This window comes from Gammaproteobacteria bacterium (assembly GCA_017999615.1).
Classification (GTDB): Bacteria; Pseudomonadota; Gammaproteobacteria; order JAABTG01; family JAABTG01; genus JAGNLM01.
The window spans coordinates 1-20,845 of record JAGNLM010000015.1 but is presented as its reverse complement, the minus strand read 5'-3'; the positions used below and the strand labels follow the sequence as shown (position 1 = coordinate 20,845).

Genomic DNA, 20,845 nt, shown 5'->3' with positions numbered 1-20,845 from the left:
GCTTCGGATACCGCGCCGCTCGGGCTAACGCGCCGGCAGCGGCGTACGGTCCGCAGCGGGCTCGTGACCCGGCAGGAACTGAGCAGGCGCCAGGGGCAGGGGCAGGGGGAGGCCGGACGCTGACATGCTGGAGAACTACCTCCCGGTCCTCGTGTTCATCCTCGTCGGCATCGTGTTCGGAGTCGGCCCCCTCGTCGCGGGATTCGTGATCGGCCCGCGGCGCCCCTACGACGAGAAGATCTCCCCCTACGAGTGCGGCTTCGAGCCCTTCGGGGACGCGCGCGCGCCCTTCGACGTGCGCTACTACCTGGTCGCCATCCTGTTCATCCTCTTCGATCTGGAGATCGCCTTCCTCTTCCCCTGGGCGGTGGTCCTGGACCAGATCGGCCTCGCGGGCTTCGTCGCGATGATGCTGTTCCTCGGCATCCTGGTCGTGGGATTCGTGTACGAGTGGAAGAAGGGAGCGCTCGAGTGGGAATAGAGGGCGTTCTGCGCGAAGGGGTTTTCACCACCACCGCCGACCAGCTCATCAACTGGGCGCGCACGGGCTCGCTCTGGCCGATGACGTTCGGCCTGGCCTGTTGTGCCGTGGAGATGATGCACGCGGGCGCGTCGCGCTATGACCTGGACCGTTTCGGGATCCTGTTTCGACCGAGCCCGCGGCAGTCCGATGTGATGATCGTGGCCGGGACTCTGGTGAACAAGATGGCTCCCGCGCTACGCAAGGTCTACGACCAGATGGCGGAGCCTCGCTGGGTGATCTCCATGGGGTCCTGCGCCAACGGCGGCGGTTACTACCACTATTCCTATTCGGTGGTACGGGGCTGTGACCGCATCGTGCCCGTGGACATCTACGTGCCCGGCTGCCCGCCGACCGCGGAGGCGCTGATCTACGGCATCCTGCAGTTGCAGAACAAGATCCGGCGCACGAGCACCATCGCCCGCCGATGAGCGAGTCACCACCGTCCCGCTCCCAGGCCTTGGCGCTCCTCCTCGGGGAGCGTTTCGGTGCGCTCGGGGGAGGGGTCTCGGTCTGCTGCGGCCAGGTGACGCTCGAGGTTCCCCCAGGAACGCTGCTCGCGGTGGCGCGGACGCTGCGCGACGAGGCGGACCTCGCCTTCGAGCAACTCGTCGATCTCTGTGGCGTGGACTACCTGACCTACGGTGTCGGTGAGTGGAGCACGAGCGAGCGGGCGACGCGCACCGGCTTCTCGCGCGCGGCTCTGCGCCCCGCGTCCGCCGAGCCCGCGTGTCCTCCGGAGCGCCGGTTCGCGGTGGTCTCCCACCTGCTCTCCCAGCGCTGGAACCGGCGCCTGCGCCTGCGCGTGTATGCGCCGGGAGAACCGCCACAGGTGGACTCGCTCGTCCCGGTGTGGAGCTCCGCAAACTGGTTCGAGCGCGAGGCCTTCGATCTGTTCGGGATCCTGTTCGAGGGGCACCCCGATCTGCGCCGGATCCTCACGGACTACGGCTTCGTCGGCCACCCGCTGCGCAAGGACTTCCCCCTCGGCGGCCACGTGGAGATGCGCTACGACCCCGAGCGGGGCCGTGTGGTCTACGAGCCGGTGACGGTCGAGCCGCGGGTCCTGGTGCCCCGGGTCGTTCGCGGTCCGGGTGCGCAGGCGCGGGGCGGTGACGGGGAGCCGGGTGGCAGTGGCTGAGATCCGCAACTACTCCCTGAACTTCGGCCCCCAGCACCCGGCGGCGCACGGTGTGCTGCGGCTCGTGCTGGAGCTGGACGGCGAGGTCGTCGAGCGCGCCGATCCGCACATCGGGCTGCTGCACCGGGGCACGGAGAAGCTGGCCGAGTCGAAGCCCTACAACCAGAGCATCGGCTACATGGACCGTCTCGACTACGTGTCCATGATGTGCAACGAGCACGGCTACGTCCTCGCCATCGAGAGGCTGCTGGGGATCGAGGCGCCGCTGCGGGCGCAGTACATCCGGGTGATGTTCGACGAGATCACGCGGATCCTGAATCACCTGATGTGGCTCGGCGCGCACGCGCTCGACATCGGCGCGATGAGCGTGTTCCTCTACGCGTTCCGGGAGCGCGAGGACCTGATGGACTGCTACGAGGCGGTCTCGGGCACGCGCATGCACGCGACCTACTACCGGCCCGGAGGGGTGTACCGCGACCTGCCGGACAGCATGCCCCAGCACCAGGCCTCGGGGCGGCGCAGCGAGAAGGAGCTGCGCCGGCTCAACGAGGACCGTCAGGGGAGCCTCCTCGACTTCGTCGCGGCATTCACCGAGCGCTTTCCCGGTCTGGTCGACGAGTACGAGACGCTCCTGACCGACAACCGCATCTGGAAGCAGCGGACCGTCGGGATCGGCGTGGTCCCGCCGGAGCGGGCCCTGCAGCTGGGATTCTCGGGGCCGATGATCCGGGGCTCGGGAATCGCCTGGGACCTCCGCAAGAAGCAGTCCTACGAGGTCTACGACCGCCTGGACTTCGACATACCGGTCGGGGTGAACGGGGACTGCTACGACCGCTACCTCGTGCGCGTGGAGGAGATGCGCCAGTCGAACCGGATCATCCGCCAGTGCGTCGACTGGCTGCGGGAGAATCCCGGGCCCGTGATGGCGGGCGACGGAAAGGTGGTGCCCCCGCAGCGTGAGCGCATGAAGGGCGAGATGGAGGCACTCATCCACCACTTCAAGCTCTTTTCCGAAGGCTACGGCGTGCCCGCCGGCGAGGTCTACGCCGCGGTCGAGGCCCCGAAGGGCGAGTTCGGGGTCTACCTGGTCTCGGACGGGGCCAACAAGCCCTACCGGGTGAAGGTGCGGGCGCCGGGGTTCGCGCACCTGGCGGCCCTCGACGAGATGGTCCGGGGCCACATGCTGGCCGATGTGGTCGCGATCATCGGAACGCTCGACATCGTATTCGGGGAGATCGACCGCTGATGAGCCCGGTGCCGGCGAGGAAGAGCGAGTTGCTGCCGGCGCACGCGCGGGCGCTGATCGACCACTGGCTCGCCAAGTACCCGGCCGATCGGCGCCAGTCGGGGGTCCTCGCCGCGCTGCGCGAGGTGCAGCACGGTAACGGTGGGCACCTCACGACGGACCTGATCGAGGCCGTGGCCGATTATCTCGGTCTCGCGCCGATCGAGGTCTACGAGGTCGCCACGTTCTACTCCATGTTCGAGTTGAAGCCGGTTGGCCGCCACAGCATCTCCGTGTGCACCAACGTCTCCTGCATGCTGCGCGGCGCCGACGCCATCCTTGCGCACATCGAAAGGCGTCTCGGGATCCGGCTCGGGGAGAGCACCCCGGACGGCAAGTTCCACCTGAAGCGCGAGGAGGAGTGCCTGGCCGCGTGTTGCGGCGCGCCGATGATGCAGGTCGACCACGTCTACTACGAGCATCTCACCCCCGAGAAGGTGGACGAGATCCTCGACGGCATCGAGTGAGGGGCGCATGGCGAATCAGGTCTGCTTCCTCACCCTGGGCCACGAGCGGCCCTGGTCGATCGACACCTACCGCAGCCTGGGCGGGTACCAGGCCTGGGAGCAGGTGCTGAAGGGGCGCCTGCCCCCGGAATTGATCATCGAAGAGGTCAAGAAGTCGGGCCTGCGGGGGCGGGGTGGCGCGGGCTTCCCGACGGGGCTGAAGTGGAGCTTCATGCCTCGTCAGTCCCCGGGCCAGAAGTACCTCGTCTGCAACTCCGATGAGTCCGAGCCCGGCACCTGCAAGGACCGGGACATCCTGCGCTTCAACCCGCACGCGGTGGTCGAGGGTATGGCGATCGCCGCCTATGCCATCGGTGCCACGGTGGGTTACAACTACCTGCGCGGGGAATTCCTCGACGAGCCCTTCCGGCGCTTCGAGGGGGCCGTGCAGGAGGCCTACGCGGCGGGCTACCTGGGCAAGGGGATCCTGGGCACGGCGGTGGACTTCGACCTCTACGCCACGCTCGGTGCGGGCGCGTACGTCTGCGGCGAGGAGACGGCGCTGCTCGAGTCCCTGGAGGGGAAGAAGGGCCAGCCGCGCTTCAAGCCGCCGTTCCCCGCGAACGTGGGTCTCTACGGCCGGCCGACGACCATCAACAACACCGAGTCGCTCGCCTCGGTCCCGGTGATCCTGCGCAAGGGGGGCGAGTGGTTCGCGTCCCTCGGAACGGCGAGCGCCGGTGGCGAGAAGGTCTTCTCGATCTCCGGACACGTGGAGCGTCCGGGGAACTTCGAGGTCCCGCTCGGCATCCCCTTCCGGGAGCTGCTCGCGGTGGCGGGCGGTGTGCTGGGGGGGCGGCGCCTGAAGGCGGTGATTCCGGGCGGATCTTCCGTGCCAGTGGTGCCCGGCGAGGTGATGCTGGACCTGCGCATGGACCACGAGTCCATTTCGCGCGCGGGGTCCATGCTGGGCTCCGGCGCGGTCATCGTCATGGACGAGACGACGGACATGGTGAAGGTCCTGCACCGCATCTCGCGGTTCTACTGTGCGGAGTCGTGCGGTCAGTGCACACCCTGCCGCGAGGGCACTGGCTGGATGCACCGCATCCTGACCCGGGTCCTCGCGGGGCAGGGGCAGCTCGAAGACCTGGACCGGCTCGAGCAGGTTGCCTCCCGGGTGATGGGACACACCATCTGCGCCCTCGGTGACGCGGCCTCGATGCCGGTGATGAGCTTCCTCAAGCACTTCCGGGGGGAGTTCGAGCACTACGTGCGCTACGGCCGCAGCCCCGTCGCGGGGGCGCCGGAGCGGGTGGCCTGACGGGATGAGCGAGGACCTGCTCCACATCGAGATCGACGGCCGCGCCCTGGAGGCGCGCCGCGGCAGCACCATCATCGAGGTGGCCGACGCGAACGGGATCCACATCCCGCGTTTCTGCTACCACAAGAAGCTCTCCGTCGCGGCGAGCTGCCGGATGTGCCTGGTGCAGGTCGAGAAGGTCGGGAAGCCCGTGCCGGCCTGTGCCACCCCCGTCGCCGAGGGGATGAAGGTGCACACCCGCACGCCCTTTGTGCGCGAGGCGCAGCGGGCGGTGATGGAGTTCCTGCTCGTGAACCACCCGCTCGACTGCCCCATCTGTGACCAGGGCGGGGAGTGCGAGCTGCAGGACGTGGCCGTGGGCTTCGGCCGGGACGCCTCGCGGTACCGGGAGGGCAAGCGGGTCGTCCAGGACGAGGACATCGGCGCCCTGGTGGCGACCGACCTGACGCGCTGCATCCTGTGCACGCGCTGCGTGCGTTTCGGCGAAGAGGTCGCGGGTGTGCGGGAGCTCGGTGCCATCGGACGGGGGGAGCGCTCCAAGATCAGCGCCTTCCTCGGGCGGACCCTCGACTCCGAGCTCTCCGGCAACGCCATCGACCTCTGCCCCGTGGGGGCGCTCACCTCGAAGCCGTTCCGCTTCACGGCCCGGTCCTGGGAGATGACGGCGCACGCGGCCGTCTCGCCCCACGACGCGGTGGGCTCGAACCTCTCCGTGCACGTGCGCCGGGGGACGGTGATGCGCGTCGTCGCGCGGGAGAACGAGGAGGTCAACGAGACCTGGATCTCGGACCGGGACCGCTTCGGCTACCTGGGTCTCTCGGCGGCCGACCGGCTCACCGCTCCCAGGGTCCGGCGCGCCGGGCGCTGGGAGGTGGTGGATTGGGAGAGCGCGCTCGCGACCGTCGCGCGGGGCCTCGAGTCGATCCTCGCCGCAGGGGGGGCCGGGCGGGTGGGGGCGCTCGCATCCCCGGGTGCGACCCTGGAGGAGGCGTTCCTGCTCCAGGGGCTCGTGCGGGGGCTCGGCGGCGACCACGTGGACCACCGCCTGCGGGAGAGGGACACGAGCGATCAGGCGTTGGCGCCCCTCGCCCCCGGGCTTGGCATGCCCATCGCCGGGCTCGAGCGTGTGGGCGCCGCTCTGCTGGTGGGCTCGAATCTGCGCAAGGACCAACCGCTTCTCGGCCACCGCCTGCGCAAGGCGGCGCTCGCCGGGGCCCGCGTGTCGGCGGTGGGGCCGGTGGACTACCCTTTCACCTTCCCTCTCGCGGGACGGGTGGTGACAGGGCCGGTGGGGATGCTGGAGGCCCTCGCGGGCTTGGCCAAGGCGCTGGGCGCCGAGGCCGAGGGGCCGGTGAGCGGGCTCGTCGCGCGGGCGTCCGTGGACGACGGTTTGCGCTCGATCGCCCGTTCCCTCGCGGAGGGTTCGCCGTCGGTCGTCCTCCTCGGCGACCTCGCCCTGGCGCACCCCCAGGCCTCGCTCCTGCGGGCGCTCGCTCAGGCCATCGCCCGGGCCTCCGGGGCCGTGCTCGGGACGCTGCCGGCGGGCTCGAACGCCGCCGGGGCGTGGTTGGCCGGTGCGGTGCCGCACCGCCGGGCGGGGGGCGTGGCGCTGGCACGCCCTGGCTTGTCGGCCGGCCAGATGTTCGACCAGGGGCTGGACGCCTTCCTCTGCCTCGGCTTCGAGCCGGGCCTCGACTGCTGGGACGGCCATCGCGCCCGGCAGGCGCTGGGGGCGGCGCCCCTCACTGTGGCCCTCACGGCGTTTGCGAGCCCCGAGTGGGAGGAGTTGGCAGACGTGATGCTCCCGGTGGGTGTCTTCGTGGAGAGCGCCGGGACTCTCGTGAACGCGGAGGGTCGCTGGCAGAGCGCGGAGGCGGCCGTGGCTCCGCCCGGGGACGCCCGCCCGGCGTGGAAGGTCCTCCGGGTGCTCGCCAATCTCCTGGGGCTGCCCGGCTTCGACTACGAGAGTCCGGGCGAGGTGCGGGAGGCGGTCCGTGCCACCCTCGCCGAGGGGTGGGCCCCCGAGGGGGGCGGGCGCTGGGAGGCGCCGCCCGTGCCCGCGGAGGAGGGCGGTGTCGTGCGGGTCGGGGAGTTGCCCATCTACGCCGTGGACCCACTGGTGCGCCGAGCGGTGGCCCTGCAACAGACCCGGGACGCCGCCCCGGTGGTGCGCCTCGCCCCGGACGTCGCCTCCCGCGAGGGCCTGGCGACGGGGGCCTTCGCGCGAGTCTCCCAGGGCGCCGGGGAGGCGACCGTGCAGGTCGTCGTGGACGAGCGCGTGGCCGCCGGCTGTGCGGTGGTCCCCTCCGGGGTCGGGGTGACGGTGGGGCTGGGGCCGTTGTTCGGGCCCGTGCGGGTGGTCAGGGCCTGAGGACCGGCGGGCGGGCGGGGGAGAGGCACGAGCGTGGGAGCACAGGGGATGCTGGAGGGTCTGCCGGAGGTCCTGGTCATCCTGGCCAAGGTCTTCGCGATCACGCTGCCGCTCCTGGGCGTGGTGGCCTACCTGACCTTCGCCGAGCGCAAGATCATCGGCTACATGCAGGTCCGCATCGGCCCGAACCGGGTGGGTCCCCGCGGCTGGCTGCAGCCCATCGCCGACGCGCTGAAGCTCCTGACCAAGGAGATCATCCTGCCGAGGGCGTCCAACCGCTTTCTCTTCCTGCTGGCCCCGACGCTCGCGATCGCGCCGGCGCTCGCGGCCTGGGCGGTCGTCCCCTTCGACGACGGGATGGTGCTGGCCAGCGTGGATGCGGGGATTCTCTACGTGCTCGCGATGAGCTCGGTCGGGGTCTACGGGGTGATCCTGGCGGGCTGGGCGGCGAACTCGCGCTACGCGTTCCTCGGCGCCATGCGCTCGGCGGCGCAGATGATCTCCTACGAGATCGCGATGGGTTTCGCGCTCGTCGGGGTGTTGATGGCCGCGGGCAGCCTGAATCTGGAGAAGATCGTGCTGGCCCAGCAGGGCGGGGTGCTGAGCTGGTTCTGGCTGCCGCTGGCGCCGCTCTTCGTGGTGTACTTCGTGGCGGGGGTGGCCGAGACCAACCGGGCCCCCTTCGACGTGGCGGAGGGTGAGTCGGAGCTCGTCGCGGGCTTTCACGTCGAGTACTCCGGGATGGGTTTCGCCGTGTTCTTCCTCGCGGAGTACGCGAACATGGTGCTGATCGCGGCCCTGACGGCGGTGATGTTCCTCGGCGGCTGGCTGTCGCCGTTCGAGGGGTTGCCCGCCGAGGTGCTGCGAGTCCCCGTCCTCGGGACCTTGCTCGGTCCGGGCCTGCACTGGCTCGCGGCGAAGACCTCGCTCTTTCTGCTCCTCTTCCTGTGGCTGCGGGCGACCTTCCCGCGCTACCGTTACGACCAGATCATGCGGCTCGGCTGGAAGGTCTTCATCCCGGTCAGCCTCCTCTGGATCGTGGTTCTGGGCCTCGCGATCACGACTCGCGCGGCCCCCTGGCTCGACTGACGGGAGGCTCGAGGAGTGCGTGCCCTGCAGCATTTCTTCAAGAGCTTCCTGCTCTGGGAGCTCCTCGGCGGGCTGCAGCTCACCGGCCGCTATCTGTTCCGGCGCAAGGACACGCTCCAGTACCCGGAGGAGAAGACCCCTCAGTCGCCGCGCTTTCGCGGCCTGCACGCCCTGCGCCGCTACCCCAACGGGGAGGAGCGCTGCATCGCCTGCAGGCTCTGCGAGGCCGTCTGCCCGGCGCTCGCCATCACCATCGAGTCGGGTGTGCGGGCCGACGGCACGCGCCGTACCACCCACTACGAGATCGACCTGACCAAGTGCATCTTCTGCGGATTCTGCGAGGAGTCCTGTCCGGTGGATTCCATCGTGCAGACGCGCGTCTTCGAGTACTTCGGGGACCGCCACGGGGACCTCGTGATGACCAAGGAAAAGCTGCTGGCGGTGGGGGAGCGGATGGAGGCCCAGATCGCCGCGGACCGTGCGGCCGACGCACGTTATCGGTGAGCCGCCCATGACCTCCCTCGCGCTCTTCTCCCTCTTCGCCGGCATCCTCGTCTTCGCGGGGCTGATGGTGGTGACCGTGCGCAATCCGGTGTACGCGGCGCTCTTCCTGGTGTTGGCCTTCTTCAGCAGCGCCGCCCTCTGGATGCTGCTCGAGGCGGAGTTCCTGTCCCTCGCCCTGGTGCTCGTGTACGTGGGGGCGGTCATGGTGCTGTTCCTCTTCGTGGTCATGATGCTGGACGTCCAGGGTGCCCCGCTGCGCGAGGGCTTCGTGCGTTACCTGCCCGTGGGGGCGCTGGTGGCGGGGGTCGCCGCCCTGGAGCTCTTTCTGGTGGTGGGGTCCGATCGGCTCTTCGGAACGCAGGCCTTCCCCCCGCCGCAGGGGGCCGGGGCGGCCTACAGCAACACCCAGGAGATCGGGGCGGTGCTGTACACGAAGTACGTGTACCCCTTCGAGATCGCCGCCGTGATCCTGCTGGTCGCCATCGTGGCCGCGATCGCCCTCTCTCTGCGCCGGCGCGGCGACGCGCGCTCCCAGCGGACCGGGGACCAGGTGCGGGTGAGGCGCGAGGACCGGGTGCGGCTGGTGGCGATGCCGGCGGAAAAGGGCGAGTAGGGAGGGGGCGAGGCGTGGTTCCCCTGACCCACTATCTGGTTCTCGGCGCGGTGCTCTTCGTGCTCGGGCTGGCTGGCATCTTCCTGAACCGGAAGAACGTGTTGATCGTGCTGATGTCGATCGAGTTGATGCTGCTCGCCGTGAACACGAACTTCGTCGCCTTCTCCCACTTCCTCGGCGACACGGCCGGGCAGGTGTTCGTGTTCTTCGTCCTGACCGTCGCCGCGGCCGAGTCGGCGATCGGGCTCGCCATCCTGGTGGTGCTCTTCCGCGCCCGGCACACGATCGACGTGCAGCGCCTGGACCGTCTGAAGGGGTAGGCCTTGGCGAATCCCATGCTCAGCCTGTACCTGGCCATCCCGCTGGCACCGCTCGTGGGCTCGATCGTCTCGGGCCTGTTCCGCAGGGCGGTGGGGCGGGCGGGGGCCCAGTGGGCCGCGATCGTGGGCGTCGCCCTCGCGACCGTGCTCTCGGGCGTCGTGTTCTGGCACACCGTGGTGCTCGGTGCGGAGCCGTTCAACGGCAGCGTCTACACCTGGGCGCTCAGCGGAGGGCTGCGTTTCGAGGTCGGATTCCTCGTGGATTCCCTCTCGGCCTCGATGATGCTGGTGGTCAGCTTCGTTTCCCTGATGGTGCACGTCTACACCATCGGCTACATGCGGGAGGACCCCGGCTACCAGCGTTTCTTCAGCTACATCTCGTTCTTCACCTTCGCGATGCTGATGCTGGTGATGTCGAACAACTTCCTGCAGCTGTTCTTCGGCTGGGAGGCGGTTGGGCTGGCATCCTACCTGCTGATCGGTTTCTGGTACGAGCGCGAGACCGCCGTCGCCGCCAACCTGAAGGCCTTCCTGGTGAACCGGGCGGGTGATTTCGGCTTTCTGTTGGGGATCGCCGCCGTGCTGGCGTACTTCGGCAGCCTCGACTACGGCGAGGTCTTCGCGGCGGCGCCGCAGCTGAAGGACGTGACGGTGCAGGTCCTGCCCGGTGTGGAATGGTCGCTGATGACCCTCGTCGGCATCCTGCTCTTCGTGGGCGCCATGGGGAAATCGGCGCAGGTGCCCTTGCACGTCTGGCTGCCGGATTCCATGGAGGGCCCCACGCCGATCTCCGCCCTGATCCACGCGGCGACCATGGTCACGGCGGGCATCTTCATGGTCGCCCGCATGTCGCCCATCTACGAGCTCTCCGATACGGCGCTCTCGTTCGTGCTGGTGATCGGGGCCGTTACCGCGTTCCTCATGGGGCTCGTCGGCCTCGTGCAGAACGACATCAAGCGGGTGGTCGCATACTCCACGCTCTCGCAGCTCGGCTACATGACGGTCGCGCTCGGAGCCTCGGCCTACGCCGCCGCGGTCTTTCACTTGGTGACGCACGCCTTCTTCAAGGCGCTGCTCTTCCTCGCCGCGGGCTCGGTCATCATCGCGATGCACCACGAGCAGGACATCCGCAGGATGGGAGGCATCCGGCGCCACATGCCCGTGACGTACTGGACCTCGCTCGTGGGGTCGCTCGCGCTCATCGGTTTCCCCGGGTTCTCCGGTTTCTTCTCCAAGGACGCCATCCTCGAGGCCGTGCACCACTCCCAGCGGCCGGGGGCGGGCTTCGCCTACCTGGCGCTCTTGGTGGGCGTCTACGTCACCGCGCTCTACACCTTCCGCATGTTCTTCCTGGTGTTCCACGGCCGCCCCCGCATGGACGCGCACGCCCTCGAGCATCTGCACGAGAGCCCGGCGGTGATCACGGTTCCGCTCATCGGGCTGGCGATCCCTTCGGTGCTCGCAGGCGCGGCCCTCGTGGGACCGATGCTCTTCGGGGATTACTTCCACGACGCCATCCGGGTCCTGCCCGGGAACGACGTCCTGGCCGAATGGGGACGCCACTACTCGGGAGTCCTCGGTTTCGTGGCGCACGGGCTGAGCGCGCCGCCCGTGTGGCTCGCCGTGGCCGGCGTCGCGACGGCCTGGTACCTCTATCTCGCGCGCCCCGAGCTCCCAGAGCGTCTTCGTGGTGCGCTTCGTCCGCTGCACGCCCTGCTGGCGAAGGGCTACGGATTCGACGCGTTCTACCGCTGGGTCGTGGCCGGCGGGGCCCGGGCCCTGGGGGGCTTGCTCTGGCGCCTGGGGGATCAGCGGGTGATCGACGGCTGGCTCGTCAACGGCTCGGCGCGAACGGCAGGCCTGCTCGCGGGCCTCGTGCGCCGGATTCAGACCGGCTACCTCTACCAGTACGCGTTCGCGATGATCGCGGGGCTGGTGGCGCTGCTCGGCTGGCTCGTACGCGCCTAGGCTCGCAGGGGGCTCACCCATGGTCCTGGAATCGCTGCCGCTGCTCAGTCTGCTCCTCTGGACCCCGATCCTGGGCGGACTGGGGGTGGTCGCGGCGGGGCGGGGTGAGCACCCGGCCCGGGCGCGCGCCCTGGCCCTGGCCGTGGCAGTCGTCACCCTGCTGCTCTCGATCCCGCTCTACACCGGTTTCGACACGGGCACCCACGCCATGCAGTTCGTGGAGCGGGCCCCCTGGATCGAGCGGTTCGGCATCGATTACCACCTGGGGGTGGACGGCATCTCGATGCCGCTCATTCTCCTCACGACGTTCAGCACGGTGCTCGTGCTGCTGTCGGCATGGAGGGTGATCCAGCACCGCGTTGCCCAGTACCTGGCGTCCTTCCTGGTCATGGAAGGGCTGATGGTCGGGGTCTTCTCGGCGCTCGACGCCGTCCTCTTCTACGTGTTGTGGGAGGCGATGCTCGTCCCGATGTTCCTCATCATCGGGGTCTGGGGGGGCGCGCGCCGGGTCTACGCGACGGTGAAGTTCTTCCTCTGCACGTTCCTCGGGTCGGTCCTGATGCTGGTCGCGCTGCTCTACCTGTACTCACGCGGCGGCAGCTTCGCCATTGCAGACCTCCACGCCCTGCCCCTGGACCTGACGGCGCAGACCCTGGTCTTCCTCGCCTTCCTGGTGGCCTTCGGCGTGAAGGTGCCCATGTGGCCGTTCCACACCTGGCTGCCGGACGCGCACGTGGAGGCGCCGACGGGGGGCTCCGTCATCCTCGCGGCGATCATGCTGAAGATGGGGGGCTACGGCTTCCTGCGCTTCAGCCTGCCCATCACCCCCGACGCGAGTCGGGAGCTCGACTGGCTGGTGATCGGGCTCTCGCTCGTCGCCATCGTCTACGTCGGCTTCGTGGCGATCATTCAGACGGATTTGAAGAAGCTCATCGCCTACTCGAGCATCTCGCACATGGGCTTCGTCACCCTCGGCTTCTTCCTGTTGTTCGAGGTCGTCGCGAGGACGGGGAGCACTGGGGGGGCCGCCCTCGGGATCGAGGGGGGGATGGTCCAGATGATCTCCCACGGTTTCATCTCGGGGGCCCTGTTCCTCTCGGTCGGCGTGCTCTATGACCGCCTCCACACGCGGGAGATCGCCGCCTACGGGGGCGTGGTGAACACCATGCCCACGTTCGCCGCTCTGATGATGCTCTTCGTCATGGCCAATTCGGGCCTGCCGGGCACCTCGGGCTTCGTCGGCGAATTCCTGGTGGTGCTGGCGAGCTTCCAGGCGAATTTCTGGTACGCGTTCCTCGCGGCCACGGTCCTTCTGCTCGGGGCCGCCTACAACCTCTGGATGTACAAGCGCGTGATCTACGGTCGAGTGGCGAACGAAGGCGTTGCCGGTCTGCAGGACCTCGACCGGCGGGAGCTCGGGATCCTCGCCTCGCTCGCCGTGCTCGTGCTGCTCTTCGGGGTCTGGCCGAACCCGCTGCTCGAGGTGATGCACCCGAGCGTGGAGCACCTCGTCCAGCAGGTCCTGCAGTCCAAGCTCTAGGAGCGAGCGCATGCCCGACCTCGTGACCGCCCTTCCGGAGATCATCCTGCTCGCGGCGGCCTGCGTCGTGCTGCTGGCGGAGGCCTTCGCGGCCCCGGGACAGCGCGGCCTCGGCTACGTCCTCGCTCAGGCCTCGCTCACCGCGACGGCCTTGAGCGTGGCGGTGGGCTTCCCGGGCGCGGAGGTGCGGGCATTCTCGGGGATGTACGTGACGGACCCCCTGGCCGGTGTGCTCAAGCTCGTCCTGCTCGGTGTGGGCGTCTTCGTCTTCGTGTACGCCCGGGAGTATTTCGACCGGCGCTCCACTGCGCGCGGCGAGTTCTTCGTGCTCGGCCTCTTCGCCATCCTGGGGATGATGGTGCTGGTGTCGGCCGGCAGCCTGCTGACCGTCTATCTGGGGCTCGAGCTCCTGGCGTTCTCGCTCTACGCGATGGTGGCCCTGCAACGGGACTCTCAGGAGGCGGCCGAGGCGGCCGTCAAGTACTTCGTGCTCGGGGCGCTCGCCTCGGGGATGCTGCTCTACGGAATGTCGATGCTCTACGGGGCGACCGGCACGCTCGACCTGCCGGGCATCTCGTCTGCGGCCTCGCAACCCACCACACCCCGCGTAGTCCTGCTCTTCGGGCTCGTCTTCGTGGTGGTGGGGGTGGCCTTCAAGCTCGGCGCCGTTCCCTTCCACATGTGGATCCCGGACGTCTACCAGGGCGCACCCACTGCCGTGACCCTCTTCATCGGCAGTGCCCCGAAGGTGGCCGCCTTCGCGATGACCTATCGGCTCCTGGTGGGGGCATTGCCGGAGCTTTCGGCGGACTGGCGGCAGCTGCTGACGGTGCTCGCAGTCCTGTCGATGGGCGTGGGAAACGTCGTCGCGATCGCCCAGACGAACTTCAAGCGCATGCTCGCCTATTCGACCATCGCCCACGCCGGCTTCCAGTTGCTCGGGTTCGTCGCGGCGACGCCAGCCGGCTACTCGGCGGCGATGTTCTACGCCATCGTCTACGCCGTGACCGCCACGGGGGCTTTCGGCCTGGTGGTGCTCCTCGGGCGGGCCGGTTTCGAGGGCGACCAACTGGAGGACTTCAAGGGCCTCGCCGAGCGCAGCCCGTGGTTTGCCTTCCTCGCGCTCGTCCTGATGCTCTCGATGGCCGGGGTTCCGCCCTTCGTGGGCTTCTGGGCCAAGTGGTCCGTGCTGGCCCAGGTGGTGGCCGTGGGCGACGTGTGGCTCGCGCTGGCCGCCGTGCTCTTCGCCGTCGTCGGGGCCTTCTATTACCTGCGGGTGGTCTGGTACGTGTACTTCGAGGAGCCGCGCGAGAAGGCGCCGGTGGCGGCGGGACGGCCCATGGCGGTCACGCTGACCGCCAATTCCCTGCTGGTGCTCGGCCTCGGCCTCTACCCGGGGGCGCTGATGTCGCTCTGCGCGGCCGCCGTCGGGGCCTGAAGCGGGCGCCCGACCCGCGCGCCCACGCGCACCGCGCTGCCCGGCCCGATGCCGGGGTCCCACTGCACCCGCCCCCGCGGGAAGAGGACGATCACGGTGGAACCGAGGTTGAAGCGGCCCATCTCCTGGGCCCGCTCCAGGCGAACGGCCCCGGGGCCCGCGCTCGGATAGGTGCGCACGGGTGCCCGGCCCGGCCCGGAGCTCACCGGCCCCGACCAGACGGTCTCGATGCCGCCGACAATCAGGGCGCCCACGAGGACGAGGGCCATCTCCCCGACGCTCGTGTCGAACCGGGCCACGACCCTCTCGTTGCGGGTGAAGAGGCCTGGCACCACCCGGCTGGTGCGCTCGTTGACGCTGAAGAGACTCCCCGGGACGTGGCGCATCTCCACGAGTTGGCCCGTGACGGGCATGTGAACCCGGTGGTAGTCGCGGGGCGAGAGGTAGACGGTCAGGTAGCTCCCGTCCCGGTAGCGCGGGCCGAGGCCCAGGTCCCCCAGCAGCTCGCCGGCGGTGAAACGATGCCCCTTGGCCTGGACCAGGGTGCCGTCCAGCACCATGCCGGCAGCGCTCACGAGGCCGTCCGCCGGGGCCAGGATGTCCGTCTCATCGCCGCTGGCGGGACGTGCCCCCGGGCGTAGCGCCCGGGTGAAGAAGGCGTTGAGATCGGGATAGGCCCTGGGGTCCGTCTCCAGCGCCTCGCTGAGGTCGATGCCGTAGCGGCGCAGGAACCAATGGATCTGCAGGTCCTTGACCGGGCGGGCGCGCACCCGCGCGAAGCCGTGCATCAGCCGGGTCAGGCCGTGCTGGGGCAGGAGGTATTGCGTGGCAACCGCCAGGCGATCTTTCCAGCTCGGCGTCTGCATCGACGGGTTCCTCTGGCGGGAGCGCGCATGCGGCGCGCGGGGAGGGTGCAGAGCCGCCCCACCGCGGGCGCGCATCGGCGGCGGATTATACCGGAGCACGGCCACCCCGCAGGGGGGCGGGCCGGCGGGATCCCCGGCGGATGGGGTGGTTTGACTTTTTTCGTCGGGGATCTTTTACTAGATGGGCACGGGCCGTCCGGGTCTCACAATATCGGCCCGGCACCTGTCCATAGGACAGGGGCTGGTACCTTGACCGTCACCTTCAATCGGGAGGAAATCGCTATGAAGAAGCTTGCGATGGCTGCTGCGATTGCGGCGGTGGTCGGCGCGGCAGCGCTGCCCCTGCAGTCTCAGGCTTGGGGTGGACCGTGGGGCGGCTGGGGCCCTTGGGGCAACAGCGGCTACGGCGGTGGCCCCTGGAGCGGCCTTGGTGACATGTTTGGCGACGTCGACGCCAACTTCTCGTCCCGCGGCTGGGGTCGTGGCTCCGGCTACGGCTATCCGTACTACGGCGGCTACTACGGCCCGTACGGCTATCCGGGCTATGGCGTTCCGTACTATGCCCCGCCCGTGGTCGCGGCGCCGGTTGCCCCGGCTGCGCCCGCCGAGAAGAAGTAGTTTCCTGATGGGGGAGGGCCTGCGGGCCCTCCCCGCCGCAGTCCAGGCGGGCGGCACGGTTCTCCAACGGGAAGCGTGCCGCCCGTTTCTTTTGTGCGCAGCTCCCGGCTGCGCGACCGCAGTCTGGGCAGTCTGAAAGGGACCCCGGAGATGGACGACGCCCCCAGTCGGGCACCCGAACTGACGAAGGACGCGCTTGCACGATTGCGTTCGGAGCTCGAGTCCGTGCCCGGGGTCGCAGGGCTTCCGCGGCCCCGTGTGGAGGGGTTCCTGGTGGCCGTGGCAAGCGCCTGCAACGCCTACCTGGCGGACCGGGGGGTGGCCCGGGGCACGCGCTCGCGGGAGGTGGCCGACCGGTTGCTCGACGCCGCCTCGGCGGGCCGCGCACTGGTGGGCGCGCTGGAGGCCCTCGACGGCCTCGGCTGGGGCCTCGTGGGGCGCAAGCTCCGCCAGGAGGCCGGCGGCGAAGAGGACCCCCTGGGCGCGCTGGACGCGGCGGGCACGTTGGCCTGCGTTCGCCGGCTCGCGACTGCCGTGGGTCGTGCGGCGGAGACCGCGGAGCGCGAGCCGCAGATCGGACTCGACCGCCTGCACCTGCGCCTGGCCGCCAGTGTCGGTAAGGCACTGGAGGCCGCGGGGACCCCTTTGAGCTCGAATCCGGACGGCCCGTACCAGGCCTGCGTGGACGTGGCGCTCGGGCTACTGGGATCGAAACGTCCCGAGGCCCCGGCGGTCTTGCTGGAGCGCGCCGCGAAGGTGGTGCAAAGGGAGAGGGCAGGGAGCTCGCCGTCCTGACGGCACCGAGCTCCCCACCCGATCGAACTGTTACGGCGTGACCCGAGTGGCGCCTCCGCCGCTCAGGACGCGCACGCGCTCACCGACGGGGAACACTTCACCCGTGTCTTCCTGGGTGACGGCAATGGTCTGGCCGTTGTCCATGCGCACGGTGATCTCCACTCCCTTCTTGCGCATCACGCCCTCTTCGGCCGCGGCACCGAGCAGGCCACCGATGACGGCACCGGCCGTCGCGGCAATCACACTGCCTTTGCCCCCACCGATGCTGCTCCCCGCGACGCCGCCGATCACCGCGCCCGTGCCGGCGCCCACGACGCTCTTGGTCCCCTCGAGCTGGACCTGGCGCACGCTCTCGACCTTGCCCATCTGCACGTCCATCACCTGGCGGGCCTGGGTCCTGGAGTAATCACCGCTCCCGAGACCAGCGGGACACCCCGTGGTCACCAGCGGGATACCGACGGCCAGGACGGCTGCCTTGAAGAATCGGTGCATCGCAAAATTCCTCCTGTCGTTCGAGGGCAGTCTGCAGTTTGTGTCCCCTGGAACGCCAGCGTCAACAGCCGCGGGCCAGGTGTGTGAGGACGTCCTCCATGAGCGCGTTGACCGCCGCGTAGGCGGAAGGTTCCGTGGCAAGGATCTCCGCCTCGGTCTGGACGAACGCTCCGTCGACCAGCTCGTCACGGCTGTGGAGCACGATCGACTCCGCGGCCGCCGGAGTCGTCTCCATGTGGAATTGCAGCCCGATGACGCGTGGCCCGAGCTGGAAGGCCTGGTTGTCGCAGCCGGCGCTGCGGGCAAGGCGCACCGCGCCCTCGGGGATGTCGAAGGTCTCTCCGTGCCAGTGGAAGACCGTGGCCGAGCGCGGGAAGACGAACGTGTCCGGCGAGCTTGAAGTGGACTCGATGGGGAACCACCCGATTTCCTTCTGGGGTGCCCGGTAGACCCGGGCGCCGAGCGCACTGGCGATGAGCTGGGCGCCGAGGCAGATCCCCAGGACGGCCGCTCCCTGCCGTATGGACTCCCGCAGGAAGGCCTTCTCCGGGGCGAGCCACGGGAGCACCTCCTCGTCGTTGACGCTCATCGGGCCCCCGAGGGCGATCACCAGGTCACTGGCGCCGGGGGTGGGCAGCTCCGGTGATTCGAAGAATCGCGTGTAGGTGACCCCCGCGTTTCGCTGCGAGAGCCACCGGGAGATGCTGCCGAGGCCTTCGAAGGGGACGTGCTGGAGGACGTGCGCGTGCATGAGGTGGGACTCCACTTTTCGCGCAGCGATGAGGCCTGGTGTTGGCGCCCCGGACAGGAGTCGAACCTGTGACCTTCCCCTTAGGAGCGCCCCAGAACGGGTTTTGCCCGAACCCGCGCCGCGCCGGGGATCCAGCGTGAAACAGTCGCCTGTTCAGTAGCTTAGGCTACTGTCTCGCCTACTCACTAGACGTCACCTTTGCCCTGTTCTACCCTTGGTAGTGGATCCCCGGTGGATCCCCGGAGCGGTAGGGGGAAGGGCAGGGGAGACGGTCAGCAGTTCGGTTCGGCTCCCGTTTCAGGAGCCGAGCCTGTCAGCGGAGGGGCAGACATGCGGGCGAAGCTCACGATCGAGTCGGTCAAGGCACTGGCACCGGGGGCGACGCGCTACGACGCGTGGGACTCCGAGCTCTCGGGGTTCGTGTGCCGAGTCACCCCGGAGGGGACCCGGACCTTTGCCGTCGTCTACCGCGATCCGGCCGGACACAGGAAGCGGCTGACCCTCGGCAAGCTCGGGGCGATCACGGTCGACCGCGCCCGCAAGGCCGCGGAGGTCGAGCTTGCCCGCGTGCGGCTCGGGGAAGACCCGCAAGCCGCGAAGAAGGAGAAGCGGGCCGAGGTCGCCGCCTCGACCCTGCGCGAGTTCCTCGAAGGCGACTACAAGCTCCCCGGAGGCAAGGCCGGGCTCGCCTACGGGGAGTGGCTCTCGACTCACCGCAAGAGCGGGGCGAAGACGGCGAGCGATCTGCGGGCCGTCTTCGGCGCGTACCTCGACAAGCCCCTCGACGTGTGGACGCCCTGGCTTGCCGAGAAGTGGCGGAGCGAGCGCATGCGCAAGCCGTCGGCGCGCACCGGCCGCCCCGTCGCCGCCGAGACGGTGAACCGCGACTTGGCGCCGCTGCGGGCCGCCCTCGCGAAAGCCGTCGAGTGGGGCGTGCTGAAGGCTCACCCGTTGGCGGGCGTGAAGAAGGTGAAGGAGACCGGCGGGCACCGTGTGCGCTACTTGAGCGAGGCCGAGGAAACGGCCCTGCGCGCCGCCCTGACTGATCGGGCCGCGGAGAAGGCCGCCCGGCGCGCGAGTGCGAACCGCTGGCGAGCGGAGCGGGGCCGGGAAGGTAAGCCGGCGGAGGTCCCCGATCCGCTGCGGACTATGGTGCTCCTGACGTTGAACAGCGGGCTCCGGCGCGGCGAGCTCTACGCCCTGGAGTGGACCGACCTGGAGCTCGGGGGGCGGACCCCGAGCTTGCATGTCCGGGCCGCCGCCGCGAAGGGCGAGAAGCCCCGCGACATACCGTTGAACCCCGAAGCGGTCGCGGTCCTGAAGGAGTGGCAACGGGCGACCGGGGCGAGTGCGGGGCTCGTGTTCCCGGGCAAGGAAGGCGAGCCGCTCACGAACCATGACACGGCCTGGGAACGGCTCCGCCAGCGGGCGAAGCTCCGGGCGTTTCGCTGGCATGATTTGAGGCACTCGTTCGCCTCGAAGCTCGTGCAGTCGGGCGTAGGGCTCGAAGTCGTGCGCGAGCTCCTGGGGCACGGCGACTTCGCACAAACCCTCGTGTACGCCCACTTGCGACCCGATGCGAAGCGCGAGGCCGTGCGCCGGCTGGCGGCACCGCCAGCCCTCGCCGAAGCGGCCGCCGATCTGCGCCCCGGGCGTCGCTGACATGGCGCGCGTATGGTTCGAGGCCGGGCTCGCCCGGCGCGCGCTTCGGGAGCTCCGGGCCGGCGGGGTGTCGCCGCGGGTCGCCGCCTGCTTTGGCTTGTGCTTCGAGCCCGAGCTCTGGAGCGCACACGCGGAGTGGCTTGTGCCGCTGGCCGAGTACGAGGCCCTCACCGCGCGTCAGCGGGCCCTCTGCATGCTGGCCGGCGCCGCCCTGGCGGTCGCCCGTGAGGCCCAGCGGCGGGCCGGGGGGCTCCAGGACCCGCGCGAGCGCGCCATGCGCGAGGAGCTCGGGCGACTCAATGAGGAGGTGTTCGGCGCCGCGGATCGGGAGCGCGAGCGGCAAGGCGAGCTCGGCCGACGGCACGGGTACGCGAACGCCCGGGAGCTTGCCCGCCGGCTCTACCTCACCCACCTGGCAGGCGACGTGCCGCACCTGCCCGCGCCGGACTTCGCGCGCTTGCTGGAGCCGTTCATGCGCGCCGCCCCCGAGCGCTTCGGGCTCCGGCGCAACCTGCGGCTGCAACCGATCCTTCCGCCGCTCGCGACCGTCGCCGACTGGCTCCGGCCGATCGAGCCGCCGGCCCTGCGCCGGGGCCGCGGACGCCCGAGAAAATAGGGGCAACCGGTTTTCCCTATTTAATTCAATGCTTTAGGGGTAGCTACCCCGACTTTTCTGCGCTACAACTTGCCTCAGTCGACTCATTCAGCGACAGAGGCAAGTCCCAGTGAGCAATACGACCCGTAATCGATCGCCCGCGGTAACGATCGCCCGCTCGACCCTCACCGCAAACCTGGACACGCACGCCGCGGCCGAAGTGTTGAGCGTGTCCCCGCGCACGCTCCAACGCTGGCGGCAGGAAGGCCGGGGGCCGCGGTTCGCGAAGCTAGGCGGAGCCGTCCGCTACCCCCTGACGGAGCTTGAGCGGTTCGCCGCCGAGAGCATGCGCGCGAGCACGACGGAGGCCCTGTGACCGCGCGCGCAATGGGCCGGCCGGGCGGGGGGCGCCCGGCCGGGAACAGCGAGGGGGGGGGAACGCGACCCGAGCGGGCCGCTGGTCAAAAAATAACCAATTCGGCGACTGTCCGCAACGGACACTTGTTCGCG

General features: G+C 69.6%; 22 protein-coding genes. 19 read left to right on the top strand and 3 right to left on the bottom strand.

Features of this window, described 5'->3' with window-relative positions:
* Positions 1–124 precede the first annotated feature (124 nt).
* The 14 genes from KA217_10620 to nuoN are packed head-to-tail and all read left to right on the top strand — an operon-like array spanning position 125 to position 14,556.
* Positions 125–481 carry an NADH-quinone oxidoreductase subunit A gene (locus KA217_10620; GenBank protein MBP7712895.1) on the top strand — a complete coding sequence of 119 codons (357 nt, stop codon included), beginning with the start codon at positions 125–127 and terminating at the stop codon, positions 479–481.
* A complete protein-coding gene (locus tag KA217_10615) occupies positions 472–951 on the top strand; it encodes an NADH-quinone oxidoreductase subunit B (GenBank protein MBP7712894.1) in 480 nt (159 codons plus the stop codon). The genes KA217_10620 and KA217_10615 overlap by 10 nt, the downstream gene beginning before the upstream one ends.
* A complete protein-coding gene (locus KA217_10610) occupies positions 948–1,661 on the top strand; it encodes an NADH-quinone oxidoreductase subunit C (protein ID MBP7712893.1) in 714 nt (237 codons plus the stop codon). Before KA217_10615 ends, KA217_10610 begins: the two co-directional genes overlap by 4 nt.
* A complete protein-coding gene (locus KA217_10605; protein MBP7712892.1) occupies positions 1,654–2,907 on the top strand; it encodes an NADH-quinone oxidoreductase subunit D in 1,254 nt (417 codons plus the stop codon). The genes KA217_10610 and KA217_10605 overlap by 8 nt, the downstream gene beginning before the upstream one ends.
* Positions 2,907–3,413, top strand: a complete 507-nt coding sequence (locus KA217_10600) for an NAD(P)H-dependent oxidoreductase subunit E (GenBank protein ID MBP7712891.1) — start codon at positions 2,907–2,909, stop codon at positions 3,411–3,413. Before KA217_10605 ends, KA217_10600 begins: the two co-directional genes overlap by 1 nt.
* 7 nt (positions 3,414–3,420) lie before the next feature.
* Complete coding sequence (gene nuoF / locus KA217_10595; GenBank protein ID MBP7712890.1) at positions 3,421–4,713, top strand: NADH-quinone oxidoreductase subunit NuoF; 1,293 nt, start codon at positions 3,421–3,423, stop codon at positions 4,711–4,713.
* Positions 4,714–4,717: 4 nt separating this feature from the next.
* Complete coding sequence (locus KA217_10590; protein ID MBP7712889.1) at positions 4,718–7,084, top strand: NADH-quinone oxidoreductase subunit G; 2,367 nt, start codon at positions 4,718–4,720, stop codon at positions 7,082–7,084.
* 48 nt (positions 7,085–7,132) lie between these two features.
* Positions 7,133–8,173 carry an NADH-quinone oxidoreductase subunit NuoH gene (gene nuoH, locus KA217_10585; GenBank protein MBP7712888.1) on the top strand — a complete coding sequence of 347 codons (1,041 nt, stop codon included), beginning with the start codon at positions 7,133–7,135 and terminating at the stop codon, positions 8,171–8,173.
* 15 nt (positions 8,174–8,188) lie between these two features.
* Positions 8,189–8,677 (top strand): NADH-quinone oxidoreductase subunit NuoI, encoded by a 489-nt coding sequence (nuoI, locus tag KA217_10580; protein MBP7712887.1) that lies wholly within the window; start codon positions 8,189–8,191, stop codon positions 8,675–8,677.
* Positions 8,678–8,684: 7 nt separating this feature from the next.
* Positions 8,685–9,290 (top strand): NADH-quinone oxidoreductase subunit J, encoded by a 606-nt coding sequence (locus tag KA217_10575; GenBank protein MBP7712886.1) that lies wholly within the window; start codon positions 8,685–8,687, stop codon positions 9,288–9,290.
* Between the two features lie 14 nt (positions 9,291–9,304).
* Complete coding sequence (gene nuoK / locus KA217_10570; GenBank protein MBP7712885.1) at positions 9,305–9,610, top strand: NADH-quinone oxidoreductase subunit NuoK; 306 nt, start codon at positions 9,305–9,307, stop codon at positions 9,608–9,610.
* 15 nt (positions 9,611–9,625) lie between these two features.
* Positions 9,626–11,578 (top strand): NADH-quinone oxidoreductase subunit L, encoded by a 1,953-nt coding sequence (gene nuoL / locus KA217_10565; protein ID MBP7712884.1) that lies wholly within the window; start codon positions 9,626–9,628, stop codon positions 11,576–11,578.
* 19 nt (positions 11,579–11,597) lie between these two features.
* Positions 11,598–13,118 (top strand): NADH-quinone oxidoreductase subunit M, encoded by a 1,521-nt coding sequence (locus tag KA217_10560; GenBank protein MBP7712883.1) that lies wholly within the window; start codon positions 11,598–11,600, stop codon positions 13,116–13,118.
* Between the two features lie 10 nt (positions 13,119–13,128).
* Complete coding sequence (gene nuoN / locus KA217_10555; protein MBP7712882.1) at positions 13,129–14,556, top strand: NADH-quinone oxidoreductase subunit NuoN; 1,428 nt, start codon at positions 13,129–13,131, stop codon at positions 14,554–14,556.
* Here the strand turns inward: nuoN and psd are convergent.
* Entirely contained in the window at positions 14,508–15,422 is a 915-nt protein-coding gene (gene psd / locus KA217_10550) for a phosphatidylserine decarboxylase (protein ID MBP7712881.1), read from the bottom strand. The two genes, nuoN and psd, sit on opposite strands and share 49 nt — an antisense overlap.
* A 282-nt stretch (positions 15,423–15,704) precedes the next feature.
* Here psd and KA217_10545 point away from each other — a divergent pair, with 282 nt between their 5' ends.
* Together KA217_10545 and KA217_10540 are read left to right on the top strand one after the other, a co-directional pair.
* Positions 15,705–16,040, top strand: coding sequence for a sulfur globule protein (locus tag KA217_10545; protein MBP7712880.1), 336 nt, complete (start codon positions 15,705–15,707; stop codon positions 16,038–16,040).
* Between the two features lie 150 nt (positions 16,041–16,190).
* A complete protein-coding gene (locus KA217_10540; GenBank protein MBP7712879.1) occupies positions 16,191–16,835 on the top strand; it encodes a hypothetical protein in 645 nt (214 codons plus the stop codon).
* A 30-nt stretch (positions 16,836–16,865) separates the two neighbouring features.
* On the opposite strand, the gene KA217_10535 is transcribed toward KA217_10540, so the two are convergent.
* Complete coding sequence (locus tag KA217_10535; GenBank protein MBP7712878.1) at positions 16,866–17,327, bottom strand: glycine zipper 2TM domain-containing protein; 462 nt, start codon at positions 17,325–17,327, stop codon at positions 16,866–16,868.
* A 61-nt stretch (positions 17,328–17,388) separates the two neighbouring features.
* Positions 17,389–18,078 (bottom strand): type 1 glutamine amidotransferase, encoded by a 690-nt coding sequence (locus KA217_10530; GenBank protein ID MBP7712877.1) that lies wholly within the window; start codon positions 18,076–18,078, stop codon positions 17,389–17,391.
* 330 nt (positions 18,079–18,408) lie between these two features.
* Between KA217_10530 and KA217_10525 the strand changes: the two genes are divergently transcribed.
* From KA217_10525 to KA217_10515, 3 genes are all read left to right on the top strand, one after another.
* Positions 18,409–19,740 (top strand): site-specific integrase, encoded by a 1,332-nt coding sequence (locus KA217_10525; GenBank protein ID MBP7712876.1) that lies wholly within the window; start codon positions 18,409–18,411, stop codon positions 19,738–19,740.
* A gap of 1 nt (position 19,741) precedes the next feature.
* Positions 19,742–20,356, top strand: a complete 615-nt coding sequence (locus KA217_10520; GenBank protein MBP7712875.1) for a hypothetical protein — start codon at positions 19,742–19,744, stop codon at positions 20,354–20,356.
* A 175-nt stretch (positions 20,357–20,531) separates the two neighbouring features.
* The gene (locus KA217_10515; GenBank protein ID MBP7712874.1) at positions 20,532–20,711 is read left to right on the top strand and encodes a helix-turn-helix domain-containing protein; all 180 of its coding nucleotides are present in this window, start codon (positions 20,532–20,534) and stop codon (positions 20,709–20,711) included.
* The last annotated feature ends 134 nt before the right edge of the window (positions 20,712–20,845 follow it).

Coding starts and splice junctions, on each gene's coding strand:
- KA217_10620 (MBP7712895.1), top strand. CDS start 125: ATGCTGGAGAACTACCTCCCGGTCCTCGTGTTCATCCTCGTCGGCATC.
- KA217_10610 (MBP7712893.1), top strand. CDS start 948: ATGAGCGAGTCACCACCGTCCCGCTCCCAGGCCTTGGCGCTCCTCCTC.
- KA217_10600 (MBP7712891.1), top strand. CDS start 2,907: ATGAGCCCGGTGCCGGCGAGGAAGAGCGAGTTGCTGCCGGCGCACGCG.
- nuoF (MBP7712890.1), top strand. CDS start 3,421: ATGGCGAATCAGGTCTGCTTCCTCACCCTGGGCCACGAGCGGCCCTGG.
- KA217_10590 (MBP7712889.1), top strand. CDS start 4,718: ATGAGCGAGGACCTGCTCCACATCGAGATCGACGGCCGCGCCCTGGAG.
- nuoH (MBP7712888.1), top strand. CDS start 7,133: ATGCTGGAGGGTCTGCCGGAGGTCCTGGTCATCCTGGCCAAGGTCTTC.
- KA217_10575 (MBP7712886.1), top strand. CDS start 8,685: ATGACCTCCCTCGCGCTCTTCTCCCTCTTCGCCGGCATCCTCGTCTTC.
- nuoL (MBP7712884.1), top strand. CDS start 9,626: ATGCTCAGCCTGTACCTGGCCATCCCGCTGGCACCGCTCGTGGGCTCG.
- KA217_10560 (MBP7712883.1), top strand. CDS start 11,598: ATGGTCCTGGAATCGCTGCCGCTGCTCAGTCTGCTCCTCTGGACCCCG.
- nuoN (MBP7712882.1), top strand. CDS start 13,129: ATGCCCGACCTCGTGACCGCCCTTCCGGAGATCATCCTGCTCGCGGCG.
- psd (MBP7712881.1), bottom strand. CDS start 15,422: ATGCAGACGCCGAGCTGGAAAGATCGCCTGGCGGTTGCCACGCAATAC.
- KA217_10545 (MBP7712880.1), top strand. CDS start 15,705: ATGAAGAAGCTTGCGATGGCTGCTGCGATTGCGGCGGTGGTCGGCGCG.
- KA217_10540 (MBP7712879.1), top strand. CDS start 16,191: ATGGACGACGCCCCCAGTCGGGCACCCGAACTGACGAAGGACGCGCTT.
- KA217_10535 (MBP7712878.1), bottom strand. CDS start 17,327: ATGCACCGATTCTTCAAGGCAGCCGTCCTGGCCGTCGGTATCCCGCTG.
- KA217_10530 (MBP7712877.1), bottom strand. CDS start 18,078: ATGCACGCGCACGTCCTCCAGCACGTCCCCTTCGAAGGCCTCGGCAGC.
- KA217_10525 (MBP7712876.1), top strand. CDS start 18,409: ATGCGGGCGAAGCTCACGATCGAGTCGGTCAAGGCACTGGCACCGGGG.
- KA217_10520 (MBP7712875.1), top strand. CDS start 19,742: ATGGCGCGCGTATGGTTCGAGGCCGGGCTCGCCCGGCGCGCGCTTCGG.